General features: G+C 66.6%; 22 protein-coding genes, 1 other RNA gene and 1 pseudogene. 13 read left to right on the plus strand and 11 right to left on the minus strand.

The features are described from left to right. From JNK68_10160 to acs, 4 genes are all read right to left on the minus strand, one after another. The coding region (locus JNK68_10160) for a histidine kinase (GenBank protein MBL8540722.1) at nucleotides 1–465 on the minus strand (465 nt) is incomplete at its 3' end. A 27-nt stretch (nucleotides 466–492) separates the two neighbouring features. Further along, complete coding sequence (locus JNK68_10165; protein ID MBL8540723.1) at nucleotides 493–690, minus strand: hypothetical protein; 198 nt, start codon at nucleotides 688–690, stop codon at nucleotides 493–495. A gap of 78 nt (nucleotides 691–768) precedes the next feature. Then, the gene (locus tag JNK68_10170; protein ID MBL8540724.1) at nucleotides 769–1,755 is read right to left on the minus strand and encodes an MBL fold metallo-hydrolase; all 987 of its coding nucleotides are present in this window, start codon (nucleotides 1,753–1,755) and stop codon (nucleotides 769–771) included. An 88-nt stretch (nucleotides 1,756–1,843) separates the two neighbouring features. Further along, a complete protein-coding gene (gene acs / locus JNK68_10175; protein MBL8540725.1) occupies nucleotides 1,844–3,805 on the minus strand; it encodes an acetate--CoA ligase in 1,962 nt (653 codons plus the stop codon). A gap of 339 nt (nucleotides 3,806–4,144) precedes the next feature. On the opposite strand from acs, the gene ffs reads away from it, so the two are divergent. The 6 genes and pseudogenes from ffs (at nucleotide 4,145) to JNK68_10205 (ending at nucleotide 8,265) form a co-directional block, all read left to right on the plus strand. Further along, nucleotides 4,145–4,243: signal recognition particle sRNA small type (gene ffs, locus JNK68_10180), an RNA gene on the plus strand. A 35-nt stretch (nucleotides 4,244–4,278) separates the two neighbouring features. After that, on the plus strand, nucleotides 4,279–4,839 hold the full coding sequence (locus JNK68_10185) for an acyloxyacyl hydrolase (protein ID MBL8540726.1): 561 nt from the start codon (nucleotides 4,279–4,281) through the stop codon (nucleotides 4,837–4,839). A 21-nt stretch (nucleotides 4,840–4,860) separates the two neighbouring features. After that, nucleotides 4,861–6,459, plus strand: coding sequence for a DNA polymerase III subunit gamma/tau (gene dnaX / locus JNK68_10190; GenBank protein MBL8540727.1), 1,599 nt, complete (start codon nucleotides 4,861–4,863; stop codon nucleotides 6,457–6,459). 30 nt (nucleotides 6,460–6,489) lie between these two features. After that, a complete protein-coding gene (locus tag JNK68_10195) occupies nucleotides 6,490–6,816 on the plus strand; it encodes a YbaB/EbfC family nucleoid-associated protein (GenBank protein ID MBL8540728.1) in 327 nt (108 codons plus the stop codon). Nucleotides 6,817–6,871: 55 nt separating this feature from the next. After that, the gene (recR, locus tag JNK68_10200; GenBank protein MBL8540729.1) at nucleotides 6,872–7,471 is read left to right on the plus strand and encodes a recombination protein RecR; all 600 of its coding nucleotides are present in this window, start codon (nucleotides 6,872–6,874) and stop codon (nucleotides 7,469–7,471) included. Beyond that, nucleotides 7,468–8,265: pseudogene (locus tag JNK68_10205) on the plus strand (rRNA pseudouridine synthase). Before recR ends, JNK68_10205 begins: the two are co-directional and overlap by 4 nt. 58 nt (nucleotides 8,266–8,323) lie before the next feature. On the opposite strand, the gene prmB reads toward JNK68_10205, so the two are convergent. From prmB to queF, 5 genes are all read right to left on the minus strand, one after another. Beyond that, nucleotides 8,324–9,223, minus strand: coding sequence for a 50S ribosomal protein L3 N(5)-glutamine methyltransferase (gene prmB, locus JNK68_10210; protein MBL8540730.1), 900 nt, complete (start codon nucleotides 9,221–9,223; stop codon nucleotides 8,324–8,326). A 14-nt stretch (nucleotides 9,224–9,237) separates the two neighbouring features. Beyond that, nucleotides 9,238–10,377 (minus strand): succinyl-diaminopimelate desuccinylase, encoded by a 1,140-nt coding sequence (gene dapE / locus JNK68_10215; protein MBL8540731.1) that lies wholly within the window; start codon nucleotides 10,375–10,377, stop codon nucleotides 9,238–9,240. A 77-nt stretch (nucleotides 10,378–10,454) separates the two neighbouring features. Continuing rightward, nucleotides 10,455–11,621 carry a PilT/PilU family type 4a pilus ATPase gene (locus JNK68_10220; GenBank protein MBL8540732.1) on the minus strand — a complete coding sequence of 389 codons (1,167 nt, stop codon included), beginning with the start codon at nucleotides 11,619–11,621 and terminating at the stop codon, nucleotides 10,455–10,457. Nucleotides 11,622–11,772: 151 nt separating this feature from the next. Then, nucleotides 11,773–12,594: a 2,3,4,5-tetrahydropyridine-2,6-dicarboxylate N-succinyltransferase gene (gene dapD, locus JNK68_10225; GenBank protein MBL8540733.1), complete on the minus strand. Its 822-nt coding sequence runs from the start codon at nucleotides 12,592–12,594 to the stop codon at nucleotides 11,773–11,775. Between the two features lie 119 nt (nucleotides 12,595–12,713). Further along, a complete protein-coding gene (gene queF / locus JNK68_10230) occupies nucleotides 12,714–13,136 on the minus strand; it encodes an NADPH-dependent 7-cyano-7-deazaguanine reductase QueF (GenBank protein ID MBL8540734.1) in 423 nt (140 codons plus the stop codon). A 123-nt stretch (nucleotides 13,137–13,259) separates the two neighbouring features. Here queF and smc point away from each other — a divergent pair, with 123 nt between their 5' ends. Genes smc through JNK68_10265 form a run of 7 tightly spaced genes read left to right on the plus strand, consistent with a single transcriptional unit; the run spans nucleotide 13,260 to nucleotide 22,708 of the window. After that, nucleotides 13,260–16,787, plus strand: a complete 3,528-nt coding sequence (gene smc / locus JNK68_10235) for a chromosome segregation protein SMC (GenBank protein ID MBL8540735.1) — start codon at nucleotides 13,260–13,262, stop codon at nucleotides 16,785–16,787. Between the two features lie 7 nt (nucleotides 16,788–16,794). Then, nucleotides 16,795–17,898 carry a hypothetical protein gene (locus JNK68_10240; GenBank protein MBL8540736.1) on the plus strand — a complete coding sequence of 368 codons (1,104 nt, stop codon included), beginning with the start codon at nucleotides 16,795–16,797 and terminating at the stop codon, nucleotides 17,896–17,898. Further along, the gene (gene ligA, locus JNK68_10245; protein MBL8540737.1) at nucleotides 17,898–19,937 is read left to right on the plus strand and encodes an NAD-dependent DNA ligase LigA; all 2,040 of its coding nucleotides are present in this window, start codon (nucleotides 17,898–17,900) and stop codon (nucleotides 19,935–19,937) included. The genes JNK68_10240 and ligA overlap by 1 nt, the downstream gene beginning before the upstream one ends. A 13-nt stretch (nucleotides 19,938–19,950) precedes the next feature. Then, on the plus strand, nucleotides 19,951–20,829 hold the full coding sequence (galU, locus tag JNK68_10250) for a UTP--glucose-1-phosphate uridylyltransferase GalU (GenBank protein ID MBL8540738.1): 879 nt from the start codon (nucleotides 19,951–19,953) through the stop codon (nucleotides 20,827–20,829). Nucleotides 20,830–20,861: 32 nt separating this feature from the next. Continuing rightward, entirely contained in the window at nucleotides 20,862–21,428 is a 567-nt protein-coding gene (locus JNK68_10255) for a hypoxanthine-guanine phosphoribosyltransferase (protein MBL8540739.1), read from the plus strand. A 10-nt stretch (nucleotides 21,429–21,438) separates the two neighbouring features. After that, complete coding sequence (locus JNK68_10260; GenBank protein MBL8540740.1) at nucleotides 21,439–22,185, plus strand: S-methyl-5'-thioinosine phosphorylase; 747 nt, start codon at nucleotides 21,439–21,441, stop codon at nucleotides 22,183–22,185. Beyond that, the gene (locus tag JNK68_10265) at nucleotides 22,175–22,708 is read left to right on the plus strand and encodes a peptide deformylase (protein MBL8540741.1); all 534 of its coding nucleotides are present in this window, start codon (nucleotides 22,175–22,177) and stop codon (nucleotides 22,706–22,708) included. Before JNK68_10260 ends, JNK68_10265 begins: the two co-directional genes overlap by 11 nt. Nucleotides 22,709–22,713: 5 nt before the next feature. On the opposite strand, the gene JNK68_10270 is transcribed toward JNK68_10265, so the two are convergent. Both JNK68_10270 and map read right to left on the minus strand, forming a co-directional pair. Next, a complete protein-coding gene (locus JNK68_10270; GenBank protein ID MBL8540742.1) occupies nucleotides 22,714–25,296 on the minus strand; it encodes a [protein-PII] uridylyltransferase in 2,583 nt (860 codons plus the stop codon). A gap of 11 nt (nucleotides 25,297–25,307) precedes the next feature. Continuing rightward, the gene (gene map, locus JNK68_10275; protein MBL8540743.1) at nucleotides 25,308–26,111 is read right to left on the minus strand and encodes a type I methionyl aminopeptidase; all 804 of its coding nucleotides are present in this window, start codon (nucleotides 26,109–26,111) and stop codon (nucleotides 25,308–25,310) included. Between the last annotated feature and the right edge of the window lie 268 nt (nucleotides 26,112–26,379).

A 26,379-nucleotide genomic window follows, 5' to 3' on the forward strand; every position in this document is an offset into this window, starting at 1 on the left:
CGGCATCGCGATCCGCGGGTACTGCACGACGATGGTGAAGCTCGTCGAAACGGCTTTGAGCTGCAGCGAAATGTAGGGGACGATGCCGATGACCGCGATGACGGTCACCAGGCCTCCCAGCAGCGCGCTCTTGCCGTAGCGGGAGGAGATGAAGTCGGCGAGCGAGGTGATGCGATAGGCCTTGGAGATTCGTATGATCTTGCGCAGCACGACCCACCAGAGCGCGACCATCAGGGTTGGCCCCAGATAGATCGGCAGGAAGCCGATGCCGCTGGCGGCCGCGCGCCCGACGCTGCCATAGAAGGTCCACGCGGTGGCGTAGACAGCGAGCGACAGCGAGTAGATGTAGGGGTTGGCGATGATGCTGCGCCCCTGGTCCGCGCGGCGATCGGCGAAGGACGCGACGGCGAACAGCACGCCGAGATACGCGAACGACACCACTACGATCACCCAGCCCTGGAGCAATCGACCCTCCGCGCCTGCGAGCCGCTGCTACCTGGACCGTTCGGCGACCAGCGCCAGCAGCAGCACCAGCACCGCCCAGGCGATGAAGATATAGGCGTAGAGGAGGGGGACGCCGAAGATCTGGCCCCGGGTATTGAAGAGATACAGGAAGGGGTAGTTGAACGCCGCGCAGCCAAGCAGGAAGACGGCCACGAAGCGCTGCCCCTTCATCCCCGATCTGATCATTGCTCCTCCAGGTGGGACCTATCGTCGACCGGGGGTTCGTGTCCGGTCGCTTGTTCTTGTTCGGGGTGGATCGAGAAATTATGCCACGGCTGGGAACTCCCCGGTGCTCAGGCTGGCACGGTTGCTGTCGAGCCACGCCGCGAGCCCTTGGGCGTTGAGCATGACGTCCATGCCGATGACGTCGAGCACCGCATCGCGATCGAGTGCACAGCCGTGCCTCGACACATGCCCGAGCAGGAGATCGCGCACGCCCGCTTCCAGCAGACGATCGCGCTCGGCCCCGGCATTCCTCGCGCGCTCGGCGAGAGCCGCGTGCGCGTCTATCAGCTCATGCAGATCGTCGGCAAGACGGGGCACATGAGCGACCCGGCTGTAGTGGGTGAGAAACATCTGCGACGGCGCGTACCCAATCAGGCGGTCGATCGTCGCATGCGCCGCCACCGGGTCGAACTGCGTGGGCGTGGTCGTGGGGAAGATGCATTCCTCATCGCCGACGTCGAGTTCCCGGTACGAGATCCCGAAGCAGTCGCCGGTGAAGAACGACGCGCTGCGCGCATCGTAGACGCAGTGATGGTGGCGCGCATGGCCGGGAGTGTCGAGAAACACGAGCGGCCGTCCATTGAGATCCAGCACGAACTCGTCGCGCGTCTCGATCACGCGGTCGGCAGGGATGGGCACGATGTCCCCGTAATCCCGCCGGAACACGGCGTCGCCGTACACGGCCTGCGCGCCTGCCACGAGTCGCGCCGGGTCCACCATGTGGCGCGCGCCGCGCGGGTGAATGACGACTTCGGCGTTGGGCAGATGGCGCAGCATTTCACCGGCGCCGCCGGCGTGGTCGAGATGGACGTGGGTCAGAATCAGATAGCGGACATCCGTGGCGGCGACCCCCTTCGCGGCGAGCGCAGCCAGGACGTTCGGGACCGAATGATTGGTGCCGATGTCGATCAGCGCCGCTGCCCGACCTTCGCGCAGCAGGTGGATCGAGGCCAGCAGGGGGCGCTTGAAGCCGGCATCGATCGCACAGATGCCGTGATCGAATTCGCGAAGCGGTGCAAAGCGCATGGCGGCGGGCGCAAACCCGCCGCGCACGGCAGGCCGGGATACGGCGTTCCGGGCCTGCCGCTGCTTCGGCGGTGGGTTGTGGCGGGCTCTAGGAGACGGTCGTCTTCAGCTGATCGAGAATCGCGGGATTCTCGAGCGTGGACGTGTCCTGCGTGATGTCCTCGCCCTTCGCCAGCGAGCGCAGGAGCCGGCGCATGATCTTCCCCGAGCGGGTCTTCGGCAGATTGTCCCCGAAGCGGATGTCCTTCGGCTTGGCAATCGGCCCGATTTCATGTCCCACGTGGTTCTGCAGCTCCTTGACGATTTTCGCGGCTTCTTCGCCGGTCGGTCGCGCACGCTTCAATACGACGAAGGCGACGATCGCCTCGCCGGTCAGATCGTCCGGGCGGCCGACCACCGCGGCTTCGGCCACCAGCGGATTGGCCACCAGGGCGGACTCGATCTCCATGGTGCCCATGCGGTGCCCGGAGACGTTGAGCACGTCGTCGATCCGGCCCATGATGGTGAAATAGCCGGTGTCCTTGTCGCGGATCGAACCGTCACCGGCGAGATAGAGGTTGCCGCCGAGTTCCTCCGGGTAGTAGGACTTCTTGAAGCGGTCGGCGTCGCCCCAGATGGTACGGATCATCGACGGCCACGGGCGCTTCACCACGAGGATGCCGCCATTGCCGTTGGCGACGTCCTGGCCGGTTTCGTCGACGATCGCGGCCTGGATGCCGGGGAAGGGCAGGGTGCACGACCCCGGCACGAGCGGCGTGGCACCCGGCATCGGCGTGATCATGTGCGCGCCGGTCTCGGTCTGCCAGAAGGTGTCCACGATTGGGCAGCGACCACCGCCGACGTTCTCGTGATACCACATCCACGCTTCCGGGTTGATCGGCTCGCCCACCGTGCCGAGCAGCCGCAGGCTGGACATGTCGTACTTCTTCGGATGCACCGCCGGGGTGGAGTCTGCCGCCTTGATCAGCGAGCGGATGGCGGTCGGCGCCGTGTAGAAGATGTTGACCTTGTGATTCTGGATCATCTTCCAGAACCGCCCGGCATCGGGATAGGTCGGCACGCCTTCGAACACGACTTCGGTTGCGCCGCACGCGAGCGGGCCGTATGCGATGTAGGTGTGTCCCGTCACCCAGCCGATGTCCGCGGTGCACCAGAAGATGTCGGCAGGCTTGATGTCGAATGTCCACTTCATGGTGAGGGCCGCCATCAGCAGATAGCCGCCGGTGGAGTGCTGCACACCCTTGGGCTTGCCGGTCGATCCGGACGTGTAGAGCAGGAAGAGCGGATGTTCCGCGCTCACCCACACGGGATCACATGTGGTCGGCTGATCCTTGATCGCGTCGTGCACCCACTCGTCGCGTCCCGCCACCATCTTGCATTCCACGCCGGTGCGCTTCACCACCAGCACGCTCTTGCAGGACGGGCATTCGGCTTCCAGCGCCTCGTCCGCGATGCTCTTGAGCGGCAGCGCCTTGCCGCCACGGAACTGGCCGTCGGCGGTGATCAGCATGACGGCCCCGGCATCCCGCACGCGGTCCCGCAGCGACTGCGCCGAGAACCCGCCGAAGACCACCGAATGCGTTGCGCCGATGCGCGCGCAGGCCTGCATTGCGGCCACGCCGTCGATCGTCATCGGCATGTAGATGACGACGCGGTCGCCCTTCTTGACGCCCTTCGCCTTGATCGCGTTGGCGAGCTGGCAGACGCGCGAGAGCAGTTCCTTGTAGGTAACGCGGGTGACTTCCCCGTTGTCGGCTTCGAAGATGATGGCGACCTTGTCGCCGTTGCCGGCCTCGATCTGACGGTCGAGACAGTTGTAGGAGACGTTGAGCTCGCCGTCCTCGAACCACTTGTAGAACGGGGCGTCCGCCTCGTTCAGGACGTTGCTGAACGGCTTGTGCCAGGAAATGTGTTCGCGCGCGAGCTTGCCCCAGAAACCTTCGTAGTCGTCCTGCGCCTGCTGCGCGAGGGCGTTGTACGCCTCCATGCTGGGAATTGCTGCATTCTTCGCGAACTCCGCGGGGGGCGGGAAGACCCGGTTCTCATGCATCACGGACTGGATTGCCGTCGACATGCTCACTCCTCCAAGTGGGAAAATTCAGCCGACCTCACTGGACTGGAGCGGGTCCAGTCCTCGTATATTGCCTTGCCAGCCGGCATACAGGCGCCACGGAATGGGCTGCGGCGGGGCCGATGTTGTGTCGGGTATGCGTCTGTTTTTCGGCGATCGATTGTAGCACCGCGCAAGGTCGAGTCAAGCAAGCGACTCGGTCACCTTGAAACCGGAGTGGAGTTCGCGCGGGATTTCCGGTCATAATGTGGCCCGTTACGTGCAACCAGCGTCGCGATGCGTCGACTGTCGCTTGCGCGGCCTTGTTTTCGAAGATCGGGCGGGCCTCCCCGCATTGCATGGTAGTGAATCTGGTCAGGTCCGGAAGGAAGCAGCCACAGCTATTCTCTGCAAGTGCCGGGGGTCGGGCTCGCCCCCCCAATTCTCACGATCAGCTCCGAGGAACCCACGCCATGAAGAAATACCTCCCCGCGCTCGGCTGCGTGGCGGTGTTTGTCGCCGGCATGCCGCCCGCGACGGCCGCTGAGCGCTTCGGTGGTTCATTCCTGTACGGCTGGAGCAACGACAGCAATACCGACGTCGACATGTATCAGGGCGGCGTCCAGTATGACTTCGGCGTGCAATGGCTGCCGCTCGGCAACTGGCATCTGGGCGCCTACGCCGAGTTCACCGTGGGTTATTGGGACAACCAGAGCCCGCGCGCGACGCATGCGAGCCTGTGGGACGTCGGGCTGACACCGGTGCTGCGCTTTCAGCAGACCGACAAGAGCATGATTTCGCCGTTTCTCGAGGCGGGGATCGGCATTCACTACCTTTCCGAAACATCGGTGAGCGAGGATCGCCGCTTCGGCTGCAACTTTTCCTTCGGCGATCACGTCGGTGCCGGCATCACCTTCGGGCCGCGCAATGCATTCGAGCTGATGTATCGGTACCAGCACCTCTCGAACGCCGGAATCTGCTCCCCCAACCAGGGCATCAACTTCAACGAGGTCCGCCTCGGCTACTGGTTCTAGTCCCGCTTCGCCGCTGCCGCCGTGACCCAGGTTCTCGCCCGCAAGTGGCGTCCGCGCACTTTCGCCGAGCTCGTCGGACAGGAGCATGTCGTGCGCGCGCTCGCCAATGCGCTCGACCAGCAGCGGCTGCATCACGCCTATCTCTTCACCGGTACGCGCGGGGTCGGGAAAACCACGCTGGCGCGCATCATCGCCAAGGCGCTCAACTGCGAGACGGGTGTCGGCAGCAAGCCGTGCGGACAGTGCACCGCCTGCCGCGAGATCGAAGGCGGCCGCTTCGTCGACCTGATCGAACTGGATGCCGCATCCAACACTCAGGTCGACAACATGCGCGAGCTGCTCGAAAGCGCGCTCTATGCTCCGACCGCCGCCCGCTTCAAGGTCTACATCATCGATGAAGTGCACATGCTGTCGCGCTCGGCGTTCAACGCGATGCTGAAGACCCTCGAAGAGCCTCCGGCGCACGTCAAGTTCATTCTGGCGACGACCGACCCGCAGAAGATCCCCGTCACCGTGCTCTCGCGGTGCCTGCAGTTCAACCTCAAGCAGATTCCGCCTGTGCAGATCCAGGCGCGGCTGGAGCACGTCCTGGGTGCCGAAGGGATTGCGCATGAGGCCGCCGCCCTGCACCTCATCGCACAGGCAGCGCAGGGCAGCCTGCGCGACAGCCTGAGCCTGCTCGACCAGGCCATCGCGCACGGCGATGGCAAGGTCGTCGAGGCAGGCGTGCGCGAGATGCTCGGCGCAGTCGACAGAAGCTACGCCTTCGATTTGCTGGAGGCGCTGGCGGCAGGGGACGGCGCCGGCCTCATGGCCCAGGCGGAGACGCTGCAAAGCCGCAGCCTGTCCTTCGACGCGGCGTTGCAGGAGCTCGGCGCGGTTCTGCACAACCTGGCCGTGCTGCAGCTCGCGCCCGCGGCGGTGTCACGCGACGATCCGGATTTCCCCCGGATCGAGGCGCTGGCGCGCCGCTTCACGCCGGAAGAGCTGCAGCTCAATTATCAGATCGCGTTGCAGGGGCGTGGCGATCTGGGTGCGGCGCCCGACGAATTCGCGGGCTTCACGATGACCTTGCTGCGAATGCTCGCATTCGCACCGGCACCGGTCGGCAGCGACACGGCACGACCCACCGAGACGCCGCGCGCGGCGCCACCGCTTGCGGCAGTCGGGAGGGACGCCAAGCAGGCGGTGCAACCTGCGGCGGTCCCGTCTGCGGACGAGTCCTGCGCGGATCTGCGCATCGACGACTGGCCCGCATTCGTGAAATCGCTGCGCATGGGCGGCATGGCAGGTATGCTTGCGCAGCACACCGAGCTCGCAGCCTGCGCCGACGGGCGCCTCGAACTGCGTGTGCCAGAGGCGCACAAGCACCTGATGGAAAAAGCCTATCAGGAAAAGCTCCGGGCCGTGCTCAAGGAACGTTGCGGCAGCGCGCTGCGTGCCGTCGAGATCAGCGTGGGGAGCAGCGGCGGCAGCACGCCGGCAGAGCTCGACGCCCGCAACCGACAGGCGCGCCAGGCAGAGGCGATCGCCGCCATCGAAGGCGACCCTTTCGTGCGCGAGCTGGTCGAAGATCTGGGGGGCCGGATCGTTCCGGACTCCATCCGTCCGTTGTCCTGACGCGGCACCCCATCGCATGAGGAATCGATGATGATGAAGAATCAACTGGCCGGGCTGATGAAACAGGCTCAGCAGATGCAGGAGAACATGAAGCGCGTGCAGGAGGAACTCGCCGCGGTAGAGGTCGAGGGGCAATCCGGCGCGGGCCTCGTCAAGGTCGTGATGACCTGCCGTCACGACGTCAAGCGGGTGTCCGTCGATCCCAGCCTGCTCACCGACGACAAGGACATGCTCGAGGATCTCATTGCCGCCGCCTTCAACGATGCGGTGCGCCGGGTGGAAACCACGACGCAGGAGAAAATGGGCGGCTTCGCGGCCGGCCTTCAATTGCCGCCCGGCTTCAAACTGCCGTTTTGACAATAATTAAACTAGCGGCGTTTCAAATAGAAAGCATCGGATATTGATGTGACTTGTGAAGACACCGTCCAGCCTTCAGGAGCTCACTGAAGCGCTGCGCTGTCTGCCCGGGGTGGGCCCCAAGTCTGCTCAGCGGATGGCTTACCACCTGCTCCAGCGTGATCGCGAAGGGGCGGCCCGCCTGGCACGTTCACTGGAGTCCTCGCTGCAGCGCATCCGCCACTGCGAGCGCTGCAATACCTTCACCGAGGAAGCGATCTGCAGCCTCTGCGCGAGTCCGGGTCGCGACGCTTCTGTCCTGTGCGTGGTCGAGACGCCGGCTGACCTGCTCATGATGGAGCAGGCGCAGTGCTACCGCGGACTGTACTTCGTGCTGATGGGGCGGCTCTCGCCCCTGGATGGTGTCGGCCCGCGCGAGCTTCACCTCGACCGGCTCCTGCAGCGGGCGCAGGAGGAAGCGGTGGGCGAAATCATCCTGGCCACGAATTTCACGCACGAGGGCGAGGCCACCGCGCACTATCTCGCGGAGATGCTGCGGGCACGCGGTCGAACGGTCACGCGTATCGCGCAGGGCCTTCCGGCTGGCGGCGAGCTCGAGCATGTGGACAGCGGAACGCTGGCGCAGGCCATGCTGGAACGGCGGCCGGCGCCGTGAGCAAGTCTCCTCCGCGCAGATCGCCCTCGGCTCGGCAGCGCCCTCCCGGATCACCGCGCCCGCGCAAGGGCAGAGCGGCCGCGCCACGCCCCGCCGGTGCAGCGACTGCTGCCGAACGCCTGCAGAAGGTTCTGAGCGCCCTCGGGTTGGGTTCTCGCCGCGACGTGGAAGAATGGATTCGCGCCGGCCGCCTCACCGTAAACGGCGTCGCTGCCTCGCTCGGCACCCGTGTCGGCCCGCATGATCGCGTCCTGCTCGACGGCCGGGAACTGCGGCACGGCCACCCGACCAGGCTGCCGCGGGTGCTGCTCTATCACAAGCCCGAGGGCGAGATCGTGAGCCGCGACGATCCGGAAGGACGCCCCAGCGTTTTCGACAGCCTGCCGCCCGCGCGCGCGAGTCGCTGGCTCAATATCGGCCGCCTGGATTTCAATACCAGCGGCCTTCTTCTTTTCACCACATCGGGCGACCTGGCGAATCGCTTCGCTCATCCACGTTTTGAACTGGAACGTGAGTACGCCGTGCGCACGCGCGGCGAAGTGACGCCCGAACAGCGTACGGCCCTGCTGCAGGGCGTCGAACTGGACGACGGCCGTGCGCGCGTGGAATCGCTGGAGGAGGGCGGCGGCACCGGCGCGAACCGCTGGTACCGCGTGGTGCTGCGCGAGGGGCGCAACCGCATCGTGCGGCGGCTGTTCGATGCGGTCGGCCAGTCGGTGAGCCGCCTCATCCGTGTGCGCTTCGGACCCCTGGCGCTGCCGCCGCGACTGCGGCGAGGGCAGACGCTCGAGCTCGCGGCGCAGGACGTGACGGCGCTTCTGCGCTTCCTCGGCGAACCGCTGCCTGCAGCCGTCATGCGCCCGGCAGATCGGCCCGCGTCGCCACGAACACCCGGTCCGCGCCGCCGCTCGTCTCCGGCCAGATCAGCGGCAGGTGCGGAAAGGCCGCCTCGACGCAGCCGCGGTTCTGGCCGACCTCCACCACGAGGAGGCCCTCGTCGGTAAGGTGCGCGGCCGCATCGCTCACGATCCGTCGCACCACGTTCATGCCATCCACGCCGCCGGCGAGCGCGAGTTCCGGCTCGCGCCGATACTCGCACGGCAGCGCAAACATGGCGGCGTCCGTCACATAGGGCGGGTTGGCGACGATGAGATCGAAGCGCCGCCCGGCCAGCGCCGCAAACACGTCCGATTCCACCAGCTCGACGCGATTGCTCAGGTCATGCTCCGCGACGTTGCGGCGAGCCACCGCCAGCGCACCGGTGGAGACGTCGGTTGCAACCACTACCGCTTCCGGAAAGTGGGATGCCAGCAGCACGGCGAGGCAGCCCGAGCCGGTGCAAAGATCGAGAACGCAGGAGACCGTCGCGGCGGGGGGCAGCCACGGTGCAAGACGCTCCCGCACCAGCTCCGCGATGAACGAGCGCGGCACGATCACCCGGTCGTCGACGTAGAACCGAAAATCCCCGAGCCACGCCTCGTGCGTGAGATAGGCGGCGGGGCAGCGCTCGATCACGCGACGCTCCACGAGATCGAGCACGCGTCCCAGCTCGCTTCGCGTGAGTCGCGCGTCCAGAAAGGGGTCCAGGCGATCGAGCGGCAGGTGCAGCGCGTGCAGGACCAGGTAGGCGGCTTCGTCGAACGCGTTGTCGGTGCCATGACCGAAAGCGAGCTTCGCCTCCGTGAAGCGGCTCACCGCAAAGCGCAGAACATCGCGCAGGGTCGAGAGTTCGGTACGGGCCTGCAGGTACATCGCTGCCGCCCTATTCAGTCGCGCCGGACCAGCAGATTCATTAGCGTCTCGTAGTAGATCCCATGCAGGCGCTCGATCTCGTCGAGGCGTACGCACTCGTCGATCTTGTGGATGGTCGCGTTGACGGGACCGATCTCGATCACCTCCGGACTCCACTTCGCGAGAAAGCGTCCGTCCGAGGTCCCGCCCGTGGTGGAAAGCTCCGGCCGCGCACCGGTCACCCGCTCGACTGCGCTGGAGACGGCGTCCACCAGCGGCCCCGCGGCGGTGAGATAAGGCTCCGCACCCACGGTCCAGTCGAGATCGTATTCGAGGCCGTGACGATCGAGGATCGCCCGCACCCGGGATTCGAGACCTTCCACCGTGCTCGCGGTCGAGAAGCGGAAGTTGAACTCGACGTCGAGCCGCCCGGGAATCACGTTGCCCGCGCCTGTGCCGGCGCGGAGGTTCGATATCTGCCAGGTCGTCGCCGGAAAGAACGCGTTGCCGCGATCCCACTCCATCGCCGCGAGCTCGGCAAGCGCCGGCGCTGCCTGATGCACGGGGTTGCGTGCGAGGTGCGGATAGGCGACGTGACCCTGAACGCCGCGCACCGTGAGCCGCCCCGAGAGCGAACCGCGACGACCGTTTTTCACGGTATCGCCGAGTGCGCTGACCGCGGTCGGTTCGCCGACGATGCACCAGTCGGCGCGCTCGCCACGCGCGCGCAGGGCCTCGACGACGCGCACCGTGCCATCGACGGCAGGGCCTTCCTCATCGGCGGTGAGCAGGAATGCGATCGAGCCGCGATGCCGGGCATGTTCTGCCACGAAGCGCTCGACCGCAGTCGTGAACGCTGCAATCGAACTCTTCATGTCGGCAGCGCCGCGACCGTAGAGCCAGCCGTTGCGGATCGTCGGCGTGAAGGGATCGCTCGCCCATTCCTCGCGCGGGCCGGTGGGCACGACGTCCGTGTGCCCCGCAAAGACGACGAGGGGAGACGAGGTTCCGCGTCGCGCCCACAGGTTGTCGACCTCGCCGAAGCGCATCGGCTCGACAGCGAAGCCCAGTGCTTCGAGTCGTGCCGCGATCAGCGCCTGGCAGCCGGCGTCTTCAGGCGTGACGGAAGGTCGCGCGATAAGAGTGCGCGCGAGATCCAGCGTAGGAGTGGTCATGGCAAGCCGAGCCGAAAGCCGCTAAGTGTAGCGGAACGCGGAGTCCGGCACTTCCGACGCGAGGCGCCGGCCGCGACTCACACGACGTCGAGATTGAACTGGAACTCGCTCAGGTCGGTGGCGGACGTGCGCCGATCCGCTGAAGGCTTCTCGGCCGACGGCTTCGGCTTTTCCTGCGCCGCCTGATCCTTGGCGTTGTTGATGAGCCAGGAAAGGTTCGTCGGCGAGTCGGAGTGGGCGAGCGCCTCCTCCATGCTCACCACGTTGTCGAGATGCAGTTTCAGCAGCGCCTGCTCGAAGGTCTGCGAGCCGGGCGACATGCTCTTCTCCATCGCTTCCTTGATCTGGTCGATCTCGCCGTTGCGCACGAGTTCGGCGATGTGCCGGGTGTTCAGCAGCACTTCGACCGCCGGAATCAGTTTGCCGTCGCGGCCCTTCACGAGCCGCTGCGAGATCACGCAGCGCAGGCTGATGGACAGGTCCATGAGCAGGCTCTCGCGCAAATCGCGGGGGAAGAAGCTGATGATGCGGTTGAGCGCGTTGTAGCTGTTGTTCGCGTGCAGGGTGGCGAGGCAGAGGTGGCCGGTCTGAGCGAAGACGAGCGCGTTCTCGAGCGTCTTGCGGTCGCGGATCTCGCCGATCATCAGCACGTCCGGCGCTTCGCGCATGGCGTTGATGAGCGCGCTCTCGAACGACTTGGTGTCGATGCCCACCTCGCGCTGGTTCACGATGCTCTTCCTGTGCGTGAAGATGAACTCGACGGGGTCTTCGATGGTGAGGATGTGCCCGGTCTTGCTGCGGTTCCTGTGCTCGAGCATGGACGCGAGCGTGGTCGACTTGCCGGAGCCGGTGGCGCCCACCACGAGGATGAGCCCGCGCTTCTCCATGATGAGTTCCTTGAGCACCGGCGGCAGCCGCAGGTCGTCCACGTGCGGCACCTCGGCGCGCACATAGCGGATCACCATGCCCACCGATGCGCGCTGCCGGAAGACGTTCACGCGGAAATTCCCGACCTCCGGCATGCGGTACGAGAAGTTCATCTCGAGCGTCTCCTCGAACTCGCGGATCTGCTCTTCCGACATCATCTCGTAGGCGATGCGCTTGACTGCTGCGCCGTCGAGCACCTGGGCGTTGAGCGGCATCGCGGTGCCGTTGATCTTGATCTGGATCGGCGCGCCCATGGTGAAGAACAGGTCGGAGGCCTGCTTCTCCTGCATGAGCTTGAAGAGGGGCGTGAGAAACATCGTCTGTCAGGCGGCCGTTGCAAGCATTTTCAGGGACTTGCTGCTTGCATGGGCGGTGTTCGAGAGCTCGGGACCAGTCGGGGTCGAGGCTCTGCAAGCACCATGCCACAGATTCCGGCGAGCGCGCCCGTGCCGGGCCGCACCGTGGGGCCTAGATGCCCCGCAAAAGCTCGTTGATCCCGGTCTTCGCGCGCGTCTTGGCGTCGACCTGCTTCACGACGACAGCGCAATAGAGGCTGTGCTTGCCGTCCGCCGCCGGCAGATTGCCGGGCACGACCACCGCACCGGCGGGCACGCGGCCGTAGGTGACTTCACCAGTCTCGCGATGATAGATCTTGGTGCTCTGGCCGATGTACACCCCCATCGAGATCACGGCGCCTTCCTCGACGATCACGCCCTCGGCCACTTCGGCGCGAGCACCGATGAAGCAGTCGTCCTCGATGATCGTCGGTGTCGCCTGCAGCGGTTCGAGCACGCCGCCGATCCCGACACCGCCCGAGAGATGCACGTTCTTGCCGATCTGTGCACAGGAGCCGACGGTGGCCCAGGTATCCACCATGGTGCCTTCGTCCACATAGGCGCCGATGTTGACGAACGATGGCATGAGCACGACGTTCCGGGCGATGAAGGCGCCGCGGCGCGCGGTGGCGGGCGGCACGATGCGAAAGCCGCCGGCGCGAAAATCGCGCGAACTGTAGTCGGCGAACTTCGACGGCACCTTGTCGAAGCAGCTGGTGTGGCCGCTCTTCATCACGCTGTTGTCTTCGATGCGAAAGGAGAGCAGCACCGCCTTCTTCACCCACTCGTGCGTCACCCACTGTCCGTCGATCTTCTCGGCAACCCGCAGCCGGCCCTGGTCGAGCAGCCCGATCACCTGGTCGACCGCATCCTTCAGTTTCACCTCGACGGTGCGCGGGGTGATGTTGGCGCGCTGCTCGAATGCTTCTTCAATGACGGCCTGAAGCTCTTTCATCGTTGACCTTTCAGTGGGGTGAGAGACGCGGACGACGGGTATCGCGCGACTCAGGGCGGAGCCGATTATAGGTGCAGCCTCGGGCCGACACCAACCTCGCGCTGCCGCACAAGTGGGGCTCAGCGATTGCCGGTGGGCGATGCCGACGGGAAGGCACCGAGCGCAACCGGCGGGGCAGGGCGCCAGCCACGTTTCCGGTGCTCCGCGACGACGTGCGTGAAGATGCCGCCGCGCACGTTGAAGCGCGCGGTCAGGCGCATGAAACGGGGTTTGGTCGCCGCCACGAGATCGTCGAGGATGCGATTCGTCACCGCCTCGTGAAACGCACCCTCGTTGCGGTAGGACCAGATGTAGAGCTTGAGGCTCTTCAGTTCCACGCACTTGCGATCCGGCACGTAATCCAGATAGAGCGTCGCGAAATCGGGCTGACCGGTTTTCGGACACAGGCAGGTGAACTCCGGAATCTCCATGTGGATGGCGAAGTCGCGAGCGGGCGCCGGGTTCGCGAAAGTCTCCAGGGTGCGGGCGGGTTGTCGCAACATTCTCTCGCTTCGATGACTTGAGTTAGAATCCGGGCACGAAAACCTCTGCGTGTGTGCTCATCGCGCGGTGAGCGCCGCATGCCGCAGAGGTTTCGCATTATATCGAACGGAAAGTCGCCGCCCTTGCGCCTCACCCACCTCAAGCTAGCGGGCTTCAAGTCGTTCGTGGACCCCACCCACGTGCCGCTGCCGGGTCAGATCGTCGGCGTAGTGGGTCCAAATGGCTGCGGCAAGTCGAACGTCATCGACGCGGTGCGCTGGGTGCTGGGGGAGTCCTCGGCGCGGCATCTGCGCGGCGAGACGATGCAGGACGTCATCTTCAGCGGCGCCGGCGAGCGCAAACCGGCGGGGCGCGCGAGCGTCGAGATGCACTTCGACAACAGCCTCGGCAAGGCGGGCGGCGCCTGGTCGCAGTACGGCGAGATCGTCGTCAAGCGCGTCCTCCAGCGCGATGGCGACTCGTCGTACTACATCAACAACCTGCACGTGCGTCGACGCGATGTCGCCGACATCTTCCTCGGCACCGGTCTGGGTGGCCGTGCGTACGCCATCATCGAGCAAGGAACGATCTCGCGCATCGTCGAGGCCAAGCCGGAGGAGATCCGCATCTTCCTCGAGGAGGCTGCGGGCGTTTCGAAGTATCGCGAGCGCCGCCGCGAAACCGAGCTGCGACTCGCCGACACGCGGACCAATCTGAACCGGGTGGAAGACATCCTCCGCGAGCTCGCCGCACAGCTCGAACACCTGGCCGCACAGGCCGAGACTGCTCAGCGCTACCAAGAGTTGCAGGCCGATCTCGCACGCACCCGGCAGCTCTTGTGGTACGTCAGGAAACAGGAGATCGGCAACCAGCGCGCGCGTCTGCAACGCGAGCTTGAGCGCGTCTCGGTCGAGCTGGAGGCGGAAACGGCGCGGCTGCGCGCGGCGGAAAGACGGGCCGAGCAGCTGCGCACCGAGCACTACGCCGCGGGCGATGCGCTGCACGCCGCGCAAGGCGAGCTGTATGAAACCAACGCGGAGGTTGCCCGCGTCGAACAGGAACTCGCCTTCGTGCGCGACAACTGCCAGCGGACGGACCAGCGCATCGCGTCGGTGCGGCTGCGCATCGGGCAGGGCGGCCGGCAGCAGGAGGCGATCGGCGACGCGCAGCGTGAGGCCGCGGAAAAGCTGGCTGCGGCCGGCAGCGCCGTCGCCGCTGCCCGCGAGCACGCGGAACACGTCAGGATTGAACTACCCGCAGCGGAATCCGCATTCCGCACCGGGCAGACTGCGGTGGAAGAATCGGCGCGGGCCGTGGCGGCCGCAGAACAGACCTGGCGGGTCGAGGACACGCGCCGCGAGCACGCCGCGAAGCTGCTCGCACAGCACGGAGAGCGGCGGGCGCGACTGCTGGAGGAACGCGGTCGCCTCGCGCATCCGCAGGCGGAAGTGATCGCCGAGCTGGAGTCGCGCATCGCTCGCCTCGACGAGACGCTGGAGCAGGCGCGCGTGGCGGCCGCGGCGGAGGAGGCTTCGCTGCCGGAGCGCGAGCAGGCGGCGCGTGAAGCCGCGGGCAGGCTCGATGAGGCGACGCAGGAGCGCGCACGGATCGCGGCGCGCCTGCAGGCACTGGAGCAGCTGCAGGCGCGCGTCGGCAACGGTCAGCAGCTCGGGCCGTGGCGCGCACGTCATGGCATCGACAGCCTGCCGCGCCTGTGGCAGGGCATCGACATCGAGGACGGCTGGGAAGATGCGCTGGAGTCCGTCCTGCGCGAGCGGCTGGACGCGGTGGAGATCGACGAGGTGAACCATGCGGCCGGCTGGCTCGCCGATCCGCCGCCCGGCAAGATCGCGCTCTTCGGTGCCCGGACATCGGCGGTGGCAGATTTCACGACACCCGACCGCGGTCTGCCGCGCCTGCTCGATTACGTGCGCTGCAAGAGCGAGGCGTGTCGCCCCCTGCTGGAGGAGTGGCTCGCCCGCGTGTACGTCGTCGACGACGCAGCGGCTGCCTTCGCGGCGCGCGAGTGCCTCGAACCGGGCGAGCTCATCGTCGCCCGCAGCGGCCATCTCTTCACGCGTCACGGCGTCGTTTTCCACGCCCCCGAGTCCGAGTTGCACGGCGTGCTCGGGCGGCAGCGGGAGATCGAGCAGCTGCGCGGTGCGGCAGCGCAGGCAGGTGAGGTGCTGGCCGCGCGGAAAAGTGGCCGCGAGCAGGCGGATGACGCACTGCGCCTCGCGCGTGAGGCGCTGCAGGCCGCCCGCAAGCGCCTCGAGACGGCACGACAGGAACGCCACGGGCTGCAATTGGAGCACCTCAAGCTCGCCGAGCAGGCGGACCGGGTGCGCAGCCGCGATGCGCAGATCGGGCGCGAGCTCGAAGAACTGGATCAGCAGATTGCCACCGAGCAAAGCGAAGGCGAAGCCGCCGCTGCCAACGTGGCGCGCTTTTCTGAGGTGCTGGGTGTCGCGCGGTCCCAGCTCACCGATGCGCGGGCGCGGTTCACGCACGCCGACGCGGCGCTGGCGGCGCAGCGTGGCGCGGTTCAGGCCGCGGAGCGCCAGCTGCAGGAGAGCGAATACCAGCACAAGACCTGCGCGGCCCGACTCGACGAGCTCGCCGCACAGCAGCGTCTGCTCGAGGAGCAGGTGGCGCGCGAGACCGCGAGCCTCGCCGAACTGGAGGCCGAACGGTCGACCTTCGACGAGGCGCCGCTCGCGGAGAAGCTGCAGCAGGTGCTCGGTGTTCGCGCCTTGCGCGAGCAGCGGGTGGGCGAGGCGCGCCAGGCGGTGGAAACCGTCGAAGGGGATCTCAAGAGCGCGGAGGAAGAGCGGCTCGCCTCCGAACAGAAGCTCGACCCGCTGCGCGAGCGCATCAACGACGTGCGCCTGAAGGAACAGGAGGCACGCCTCAACGAGGAGAGTCTCCAGCAGCAGCTCACGGAGGCGGGTGCCGACCAGACCGAGCTCGCGGGACTGGTGGAGAAGGGCGTGCGCTCGGGTGCGCTGGCGAGCGAGATCACCCGGCTCGACGAGGAGATTGCAGCGCTCGGTGCGGTGAATCTGGCAGCGGTCGAAGAACTCGATGCGGCCACCCAGCGCAAGCAGTATCTCGAAACCCAGTCGGCCGACCTGACCGAGGCGATGGCCACCCTGGAGGCGGCGATCCGGCACATCGACCGCGAAAGCCGGGAACGGCTGATGGCCACGTTCGAGCAGGTGAACCTGCATCTGGCGGAGATGTTCCCTGCCCTCTTCGGCGGCGGTCAGGCCAGGCTCGTGCTGACTGGCGAGGAGATCCTCGACAGCGGCGTGCAGCTGATCGCCCAGCCGCCGGGCAAGCGCAACACCTCGATCCATCTCCTGTCCGGCGGCGAGAAGGCGCTCTCGGCGCTCGCGCTGGTGTTCTCGCTGTTCCTGCTCAACCCGGCGCCGTTCTGCCTGCTTGACGAGGTCGACGCGCCGCTCGACGACACCAACACGGAGCGCTTTTGCGGTCTCCTGAAGAAGATGGCAAGCCATACGCAATTCATCGTGATCAGTCACAACAAGATCACCATGGAGGTCGCCGAGCAGCTCGTCGGTGTGACGATGCAGGAGCTCGGCGTATCGAGAGTGGTGGCGGTGGACGTGGAAGAAGCCCTGAGGATGCAGGAGGAGGCGACGGCCTGAACCCCGAATGAGTGAACTGCAGCTGAGCCTGATTATCGTCGGCGTCATCGTGATCGCCTGTGTCTACCTGTTCAATGTGAGACAGGAAAGGCGCTTCCGTCAGCGGCTCGTGGAAGCCGCCACTGAGGCGCCGGAAGAAGTACGGGGCATCGATGACGAGCGCAGACAGGACCTGCGTGAGGCCGAGGACGAGGTGCCGCTCGAACCGCTGTACGCCGACGAAGCGCCCGCCCGGGAAATCGAGCTGCCGTCGATCTCGCAGGAACCCTGGTACAACCCGCCGGAGCCGGCGCCCGCCGTGAAGTCGCCCGACGTCGACTACCGGGCGGAACTGGTCGGTGGTGCGCCGCTCTCCCGTGGGGTCCGCACGCGCCTGGAAAGGGAACTCGCCGGCATCGGCAAGCCGATCCGCATCGAGATGCGCGAAGATGGCGACGGACCGTGGATTCCGGCGGAGGCAGACGGCGAGCCGGTCGGCCCGCTGCGTGTCGCGCTGCAGCTCGCGGACCGTCGGGGTGCTGCATCTGCGGCGCAGCTCGCACGCTTTCGCGAGATCGTCGACGGTATTGCCACGGAACTCGGCGCGAGCGCGTCCTACGACGACGAGGCGGCGGCGCTTGCCCAGGCGATGGCACTGGACGATTTCTGCGCGGACAACGACGTCGCCATCGGCGTCAACATCATCCCCGGCGACGTCACCGGGCTCTCCGGCACGAAGCTGCGCGCGCTCGCCGAGTCGTCCGGCTTCGTCCTCACGGCCGATGGCGCATTCCACCTCCTGGACGACCGCGGGGCGACCCTGATCGCGCTTGCCAGCATGGACGGCGTGCCGTTCGAGGCAGGCTCGATGAAGCACCTGCGCAGCCAGGGCGTGACGCTGGTCATCGACGTGGCGCGAGTCCCCGACGGCCGCCAGACCTTCCGGCGCATGAACGAGCTCGCACGCCACTTCGCCGCCGGGCTCAACGGGACGGTCGTCGATGACAAGCGTGCCGCCCTGAGCCCGGGAAACCTCGACCAGATCGCCGCGCAGATCGACACCATCCAGAGCACCCTCAAGGCGGGTGGCATCGCCCCCGGCGGTCCGCTCGCCCTGCGCCTTTTCGCCTGATGTCCACGGCAGCGCCGAGCGACGTTGTCACCCGTCTTTCGGCGCTGCGGGACGACATCGAGGCGCACAATTACCGCTACTACGTCCTCGATCAGCCATCGATCGCGGACGCCGAATACGACGCACTGTTTCGCCAGCTGCTCGACCTGGAGGCGGCCCACCCGGAACTGGTGACGCCGGATTCGCCAAGCCAGCGCGTGGGTGCTGCGCCGCGGGCCGATTTCGCGACGGTCACGCACCGCCTGCCGATGCTTTCGCTCAACAATGCTTTCAAGGACGAGGACGTCGTGGCCTTCGATCGCCGGGCGCGCGAGGCCCTGGGCGTCGAAGAGATCGAGTACGCGGCCGAGCCCAAGTTCGACGGCCTGGCGATCAGTCTCGCCTACGCGTCGGGCCGGTTTGCCGGGGGTGCCACGCGCGGCGACGGCTACACCGGCGAGGCCGTGACGGCGAATCTCAGGACCGTGCGCGCGATCCCGTTGCGTCTGCCGGACGTGCACCCACCGCAGCACCTGGAGGTGCGCGGCGAAGTCATCATGCTCAAGCGCGACTTCGAACGCCTGAATGACGAGCAGCGCGCACGCGGCGAGAAGACGTTCGTGAATCCGCGCAATGCGGCTGCCGGAAGCCTGCGTCAGCTCGACCCGAAAATCACCGCGCAGCGGCCGCTCACGTTCTTCGCCTACGGCATCGGTGCCGTGGAAGGCGGCGCGCCGCAGTGGAAGACGCACACCGACCTGCTGGACTACCTGGCGTCGCAGCGCTTTCGCGTGGCGCGCGAGCGGCGAGTGGAGCGGGGTGTTACGCGCCTTATCGAGTACTACCATGCGATAGGGGAAGCGCGCACACGCCTGCCGTACGAGATCGACGGTGTCGTGTACAAGGTGAACGATCTCAAGGCGCAGGAGCGGCTCGGCTTCGTCGCACGGGCGCCGCGCTTTGCCATCGCCCACAAGTACCCCGCCGAAGAGGCCGTCACTGAAGTCATGGACATCGAGGTCAACGTGGGCCGGACCGGAGCGCTCACCCCTGTGGCACGGCTCAAGCCCGTGTTCGTGGGCGGCGTCACCGTCACCAACGCGACCCTGCACAACGAGGACGAAATCCGCCGCAAGGACGTGCGCATCGGCGACCACGTCGTGGTGCGGCGCGCCGGGGACGTGATCCCGGAGGTGGTAGGAGTCGTGATGGAGCGCAGGTCGCCGGAGGTGCGGGAATTCGTGATGCCGGCGCAGTGCCCGGTGTGCGGATCGCACGTCGAGCGCCTGCCGGACGAGGCGGTCACGCGCTGCACGGCGGGACTCTACTGTCCGGCGCAGCGCAAGCAGGCGCTGCTGCACTTCGCGTCCCGGCGCGCCATGGACATCGACGGGCTCGGCGAGAAGCTGGTCGACCAGCTGGTGGAACGGGAACTGGTGCGCGACCCCTCCGACCTCTATCGCCTCGACGCCGACAAGCTCGCCGGGCTCGAGCGCATGGCGGAAAAGTCGGCTGCGAACGTCGTCGCCGCGATCGAGGCGAGCAAGCGCACGACACTTGCTCGCTTCGTCTACGCGCTGGGCATCCGCAACGTGGGCGAGGCGACAGCGAAGGATCTCGCGACGCATTTCGGCTCGCTCGACGCGCTGATGGAGGCATCCGCAACCGCACTCGAACGCGTCCCGGATGTCGGACCGGTGGTGGCGGCGAGCATCTCGGCGTTCTTCGCCGAGCCGCACAACCGGGACGTGGTCGTCGCGCTGCGGGCGCAGGGCGTGCACTGGCCGCCTCCGCCGCCCGGGCCGGTCGGTTCGAGCAGCGTGCAGGGACGCACCTTCGTGCTGACGGGAACGCTGCCGCACCTCGGTCGCGAGGATGCCAAGGCGCGCATCGAGGCGGCGGGCGGGAAAGTGACCGGCAGCGTGTCGCCCAAGACGCATTACGTCGTCGTCGGCGACAATCCCGGGACGAAGTACGAACGCGCACAGGCGCTCGGCATTCCGGTGCTCGACGAGGACCAGTTGCTCGCGCTGCTCGCTGATTCAACAACAGGGTTTTGAAGGGGAAATGCACATGAAGCTCGTATCAAAGGCAGTCTTTCCGGTCGCGGGCATGGGCTCGCGCTTTCTGCCGGCCACCAAGGCAAGCCCCAAGGAGATGCTGCCGATCGTCGACAAGCCTCTGATCCAGCACGCGGTGGAAGAGGCCATGTCGGCGGGAATCACGGAGATGATCTTCATCACCGGTCGTGGCAAGCGCGCGATCGAGGATCACTTCGACAAGGCCTACGAGATGGAGGCGGAACTCGAAGCCCGCGGCAAGACGGCCCTGCTGGAGCTCGTGCGCGGCATCATTCCGAAGCACGTCAACTGCGTCTACATCCGGCAGGCCGACACGCTCGGCCTCGGCCACGCCGTGCTGTGCGCGGCCAACGTGATCGGCAACAACCCGTTTGCCGTGATCCTGGCGGACGACCTGATCGACGCCAAGCCCACCGCGATCCAGCAGATGGTCGAGATCTTCGAATATCGCCATTGCTCGATCGTCGGGGTGCAGACCGTGCCGCGCGAGGAAACCTCGAGCTACGGCATCGTCCGCAGCACCCCGATCGGCGAGGGCCTGCACGAGATCGAGGGGATCGTCGAGAAACCCAAGCCTGAGCTAGCGCCGAGCAACCTCGCCGTGGTCGGACGCTACGTGCTCACCCCGCAGATCTTCCATCACCTGCGCACCATCACCCCGGGCGCCGGCGGCGAGATCCAGCTCACCGACGCCATCGCGGCGCTGCTCAATGAAGAACCGATTCTCGCGTACGCATTCAAGGGAACGCGTTACGATTGCGGCTCGAAGCTCGGGTATCTGCAGGCGACGATCCAGTATGGCCTGCACCACCCGGAGGTGAAGGAGGGCCTGCGCGAGTACCTCAAGTCGGTGTCCTCACGGCTCGACTGAACAACGACAGGAGACTTCAAACGGCAAACGCGATGCCTGCACCCGTGGACGCGACCGCTGTGGCGGACGCCTGGAAGATTCTCGAAACGGCAGATGAGATCTGCTCGGCGTCCGCCGTTACCGACGCGGTCCAGCGTGTGGCCGAGGAGATCACCGAGCGGCTTGCCGCGAGCCGCCCGCTGGTGCTTTCGGTGATGGGTGGCGCGGTGGTGTTCACGGGGCATCTGCTGCCGCGTTTGCACTTTCCGCTCGACTTCGACTACATCCATGTCACCCGCTATGGGCGTGGCACGCGCGGCGGGGAGATCAGCTGGCAGGTGGGGCCGAAGGAAAGCGTGGCAGGCCGCGTGGTGCTGGTGGTGGACGATATTCTCGACGAAGGCGAGACGCTCGCCGCGGTGCGCAGCCGCCTGCTCGAAGGCGGCGCCCGGGCTTTCTACGCGGCGGTTTTCGCGGACAAGGACATCGGCCGGCCGAAGCCGATCCGCGCGGACTTCGTCGGCGTGCGCGTGCCCGATCGCTACGTCTTCGGCTTCGGCATGGATGTGCACGGCGTCTGGCGCAACCTCCCGGCCATCTACGCGCTTCCCGCTGCCTGAAGGCACGACCATGCTCGCGATCATCGGCGGCTCCGGCGTGGCACACCTCGCCAACCTGGAAGAGACCGGCCGCCGCGTGATCCGCACGCCTTACGGCGACCCCTCGGGCGCGCTCACCTTCGGTCGCATCAGCGGTCGCGAAGTGGTTTTCCTGGCGCGCCACGGCTACGGACACACCATCCCGCCGCATCTCGTCAACTATCGCGCCAACATCTGGGCGCTGCACTCGCTGCCGGTGCGCAGCGTGGTCGCCATCGCATCGGTGGGAGGAATCCGCGCCGACCTGAAACCGGGCAGTCTGGTGCTCCCGGATCAGATCGTCGACTACACCCACAGCCGCAAGAGCACGTTCTTCGAGACCTCGGAGCAGCCGGTCACGCACATCGATTTCACGTTTCCCTACACGCGCTCGCTGCAGGAGCGCTGCCTGCGCGCGGCCGAACTCGCCTCCGTGCCGCTCACGCTGGGTGGGGTTTACGGCGCCACGCAGGGTCCGCGGCTGGAGACGGCGGCGGAGATCGACCGTCTCGAACGCGACGGCGTCGACATGGTCGGCATGACGGGCATGCCGGAAGCGGCGCTGGCGCGCGAGATCGGGCTGCCCTACGCGGCGATCGGCGTGGTTGCGAATTACGCGGCAGGACGCGGGGACAGCCGCGACGGCATTCGGCTGGAAGAGCTTCAGGGCACGCTGCAAGCTGCCGTGGGAAAGGTCAAGCGCATCCTCGACCATCTGGTGGACGTCGATGGCGATTAGGCCCGTGCTCAAGATGGGGGATCCGCGCCTTCTGGTGCCGGCGGAGCCCGTTCGGGAATTCGGCACGCCGGCCCTGGCCGCGCTGCTGCAGGACATGCACGACACCATGGAGGCGCTCGACGGGGCAGGGCTCGCCGCACCGCAGATCGGCGTCGGCCTGCAGGTGGTGATCTTCGGCGTCAAGCGCAACCCGCGCTATCCGCAAGCCGAAGAGGTGCCGTACACGGTGCTCGTCAACCCGGAGCTTCTGCCGATCCAGCAGGAAATGGAAGACGGCTGGGAGGGGTGCCTCTCGGTGCCGGGCATGCGCGGTCTCGTGCCTCGCCACGTCGAACTGCGCTATCGGGGTTTCGACGAGAACGGCACGCCCATCGATCGCACGGTTTCGGGCTTCCACGCGCGCGTCGTGCAGCACGAGGTCGACCACCTGCACGGCATCCTCTATCCGATGCGCATACGCGACCTGAGGAACTTCGGCTTCAGCGAGGTACTGTTCCCCGACCTGCCGGTCGCCGACGAGTAAGGAACCTAGGACTCGAGCGCCGCGAGCAGGTCGGATTCCAGCCGCAGGGTCGTTCGCGCCTCGCGCAGCGCCGGCCCGGTCACGAGGAACGTGTCTTCGGCGCGCTCGCCGAGCGTGTTGATCTTCGCCGTGTGCACGACCACCCCGTAATCGGCAAGGATGCGGGAGATGCGCGAGAGCAGGCCGGGACGGTCGCCGGCGACGATGGACAGCACGTGGAAGGCGCCGCGTTCGTCCGGATACAGCCCGACCGCCGGCGTGATCGGGAAATGCTTGAGGTGACGCGACAGGCGGCCGGTGGTCGGCGGCTCGAGCGGGGCCTTGTGCATCAGCCGCTCGGCGAGATCGTGCTCGATGATGCTCAAGACGTCGCGGTAGTGGGCAGTCCGGTTGAACACGTCCATCACCTGGAAGCTGTCGAGGGCGTAACCGTGGCGCGTCGTGTAGATCTTCGCCTCGACGATGTTGTAGTTCATGCGCTCGAAGAAGCTGCAGATCTGCGCGAAGAGATCCTTCTCGTCGCGCGTGTAGATCATCACCTGGATGCCCTCGCCGGCGGGCGACAGGCGCGCTTTCACCACCGGCTGGCGCGTGTTCGGGCGAAAGAAGAGCTGGCGCGTGTGCCACGCGATCTCCTGCGTCTCGTGGCGCAGGAAGTACGCCGTGTCGAGCTTGTCCCAGAGCGCGTCCTCTGCGCCTTCACCGATCGCATACAGCCGCAGCTTGGTGCGCGACTCGGCCTTGCGCCGCGTGAGCGTCACGTCGATGGCGGAGCCATCACCGGTCAGTGTGCGCTGCGTCGCCCAGAAAAGATCCTCCAGCAGCTTCGCTTTCCAGCCGTTCCAGACCTTCGGGCTGGTGCCGCGGATGTCGGCAACGGTGAGGAGGTAGAGCGCCACGAGACGCCGCGGCGTCTGTACGCGGGCGGCGAAACTGCTCACCACCGTGGGATCGGAGAGATCCGACTTCTGCGCCGTCGACGACATCACCAGGTGATCGTGGACGAGCCAGACGATGAGGTCCGTTGCGTCGCGCGACAGCCCGTGCCGACGGCAGAAGCGCTGGGCATCGACCGCACCGAGTTGCGAGTGGTCGCCGCCGCGTCCCTTCGCGATGTCGTGAAAGAGCGCCGCGATGTAGAGTAGCTCGGGCTCCCGGAAGTCCGCGATCAGCCGGCTGCACAGCGGATACTCGTGCGTGAACTCGCGGATCGTGAAACGGCGCAGGTTGCGCAGCACCTTCATGATGTGCTCGTCCACGGTGTAGACGTGGAAGAGGTCGTGCTGCATCTGGCCGACGATGCGCCCGAATTCGGGCAGGTAGCGCGCCAGAACGCCGCACTGGTTCATGAGGCGCAGCACGCGCATCACCGAGTGGGGCTCGCGCAGTATGGCGAGGAACAGCGCGTGATTGCGCGGGTCGCGGCGGAAGGCGCTGCCGATCAGGCGGCAGGCGCGGCGCAGCGCCCGCAGCGTTGCCGGGCCGATCCCCTTCAGCTCGAGGTGCTGCTGCAGAATCAGGAAAATTTCGAGGATGGCCGTGGGTTCGCGCTCGAAGAGGTCGTCGGTGCACCCTTCGAGCAGTTCATGGCGCGCCTCGAAGCGCTCGTTCAGCGGCTGGGGTGCCGCCTCCGGCGGCGGCAGGATGCGCGCGCGCAGGTTCAGGAGCAGGATGTTGTTGAGATCGCGGACATCGTTGGCGGTGCGATAGAAGCGCTGCATGAGCTGCTCGCTCGCGCGGCGCGCCACGCTCTCGCGATAGCCCAGTTCCTTCGCCAGCAGATTCTGGTAGTCGAACAGCAGGCGGTCTTCGCGCCGACCGGCGAGGTAGTGCAGGCGCACGCGCAGGCTGCGCAGGAAAAGCTCGTGCCGCTTGATCTCGCGTGCTTCGTCGCGGGTGATGAGCTGTTCGGCCGCGAGATCGTCCCAGGAGCGCCCGAGGTGCGCCGCCCGGCTGATCCAGAGAATGTTCTGCAGATCGCGCAATCCGCCGGGGCACTCCTTGAGATTCGGCTCCAGGTTATAGGCGGTGTCGTTGGAACGGTTGTAGCGCTGGCGTTGTTCGAATTGCTTGGCGAGGAAGAAGCTCTTCGCATCCAGGTCCCGGTTGAGAGTGATCTGCAGGCAGGCGTACTGCTTGCGGCTGCCTGCCAGCCGCCGTGCCTCGAGCAGGTTGGTCTGGATGGTGACGTCCTGCGCCGCAAGCTCGATGCACTCCTCGACGGTGCGCACGCTGTGCCCGATGTCGAGCCCGATATCCCACAGAATGCCGACGAGTTCCTCGATGTGGCGCTGATAGCGGCCGCCGCCGCCGGGCGGCAGCAGGATCAGCACGTCGATGTCGGAATACGGAAAGAGCTCGCCGCGCCCGTAGCCGCCGACGGCCACCAGTGCCATGTCTGCCGGCAGGTCGAGGCTGCGCCAGATGGTCTTGAGCAGGCTGTCGACCAGTTGCCGATGCTGGGCCAGCACGAACGACACGGGCGAGCCGAGCATGAACCCCTTGCGCAGCCCCTCCCGTCCCTCTTTCAGTACCTGCTTCCACAGCGGCACCGAAGGCGACGGCTTGACGGCGGCGGGCGGCGCGATCTCCACGGCGCTTAGGTTCCGACGAAGACAGGGGCGGGGGCCGATCCCTCCGACCAGGTCAGCACCTCGAAGCCGGTCTCGGTCACGAGGATGGTGTGCTCCCACTGTGCCGAAAGACTGTGGTCCTTGGTGACGACGGTCCAGCCGTCCGCCAGCTGGCGAATCGCCGCGCGCCCGGCGTTGACCATCGGCTCCACCGTAAAGGTCATCCCCGCCTGCAGCCGCAGCCCGGTACCGGGGCGGCCGTAGTGCAGCACCTGCGGTTCCTCGTGGAAGCGGGCACCGATGCCGTGTCCGCAGAATTCCCGCACGATGCTGAAACCGTGCGCTTCGGCATGGGCCTGGATGACGTGGCCGACGTCGCCGAGGTGCGCGCCGGGGCGCACCGCCGCAATGCCCTTCCACATGCATTCGAAGGTGATCTCCGATAGCCGCCGCGCCTGGATGGACGGCTCGCCGACGTAGAACATGCGGCTCGTATCACCGTGGTAACCGTCCTTGATCACCGTGATGTCGAGATTGACGACGTCGCCCACCCGCAGTCGCCTGTCGCCGGGGATGCCGTGACACACGACGTGGTTCACCGAGGTGCAGATCGAGCGCGGAAACGGCTCGTATCCCGGCGGCGCATAGTTCAACGGCGCGGGGACGGCCTGCTGGACATCGACCATGTAGTGATGGCAGAGGTCATCGAGCTCTCCGGTGGTGACGCCCGGCTTGACATAGGGTGCGATGAAATCCAGAACCTCCGCGGCCAGCCGGCCGGCGACGCGCATCTTGTCGATCTCTGCCGGGTTCTTGATGGTGACGGACATTGTCAGAGTGAGAAGGATTCGCAAGCGACGTGGACCGCCTCATTCTACCGGACTGCTGCGGCAGTAGTGCCGATCACGGCGCCATCCCGCATTCCATGCGCACGTCCCGACCCTTGAGCCGCGCCAACCACGTCGCGTATACTCTGCGGTTATTTTTGCGGCGCCGGCCATGGGATCCTGGTCTCTTGTCGGCGACTACTCACACCTGCCCGAGTCAGGCGTCCCTGTCGTCAGGGGCGAGTCAAGGGTGCCCCGCCCACGCGGGGTG

Source organism: Betaproteobacteria bacterium, from assembly GCA_016791345.1.
Classification (GTDB): Bacteria; Pseudomonadota; Gammaproteobacteria; order Burkholderiales; family JAEUMW01; genus JAEUMW01.

Coding starts and splice junctions, on each gene's coding strand:
- JNK68_10185 (MBL8540726.1), top strand. CDS start 4,279: ATGAAGAAATACCTCCCCGCGCTCGGCTGCGTGGCGGTGTTTGTCGCC.
- JNK68_10220 (MBL8540732.1), bottom strand. CDS start 11,621: ATGTTTCTCACGCCCCTCTTCAAGCTCATGCAGGAGAAGCAGGCCTCC.
- JNK68_10260 (MBL8540740.1), top strand. CDS start 21,439: ATGCTCGCGATCATCGGCGGCTCCGGCGTGGCACACCTCGCCAACCTG.
- queF (MBL8540734.1), bottom strand. CDS start 13,136: ATGTTGCGACAACCCGCCCGCACCCTGGAGACTTTCGCGAACCCGGCG.
- JNK68_10195 (MBL8540728.1), top strand. CDS start 6,490: ATGATGAAGAATCAACTGGCCGGGCTGATGAAACAGGCTCAGCAGATG.
- JNK68_10265 (MBL8540741.1), top strand. CDS start 22,175: ATGGCGATTAGGCCCGTGCTCAAGATGGGGGATCCGCGCCTTCTGGTG.
- JNK68_10170 (MBL8540724.1), bottom strand. CDS start 1,755: ATGCGCTTTGCACCGCTTCGCGAATTCGATCACGGCATCTGTGCGATC.
- galU (MBL8540738.1), top strand. CDS start 19,951: ATGAAGCTCGTATCAAAGGCAGTCTTTCCGGTCGCGGGCATGGGCTCG.
- dapE (MBL8540731.1), bottom strand. CDS start 10,377: ATGACCACTCCTACGCTGGATCTCGCGCGCACTCTTATCGCGCGACCT.
- acs (MBL8540725.1), bottom strand. CDS start 3,805: ATGCATGAGAACCGGGTCTTCCCGCCCCCCGCGGAGTTCGCGAAGAAT.
- JNK68_10255 (MBL8540739.1), top strand. CDS start 20,862: ATGCCTGCACCCGTGGACGCGACCGCTGTGGCGGACGCCTGGAAGATT.
- ligA (MBL8540737.1), top strand. CDS start 17,898: ATGTCCACGGCAGCGCCGAGCGACGTTGTCACCCGTCTTTCGGCGCTG.
- prmB (MBL8540730.1), bottom strand. CDS start 9,223: ATGTACCTGCAGGCCCGTACCGAACTCTCGACCCTGCGCGATGTTCTG.
- map (MBL8540743.1), bottom strand. CDS start 26,111: ATGTCCGTCACCATCAAGAACCCGGCAGAGATCGACAAGATGCGCGTC.
- JNK68_10240 (MBL8540736.1), top strand. CDS start 16,795: ATGAGTGAACTGCAGCTGAGCCTGATTATCGTCGGCGTCATCGTGATC.
- JNK68_10165 (MBL8540723.1), bottom strand. CDS start 690: ATGATCAGATCGGGGATGAAGGGGCAGCGCTTCGTGGCCGTCTTCCTG.
- dapD (MBL8540733.1), bottom strand. CDS start 12,594: ATGAAAGAGCTTCAGGCCGTCATTGAAGAAGCATTCGAGCAGCGCGCC.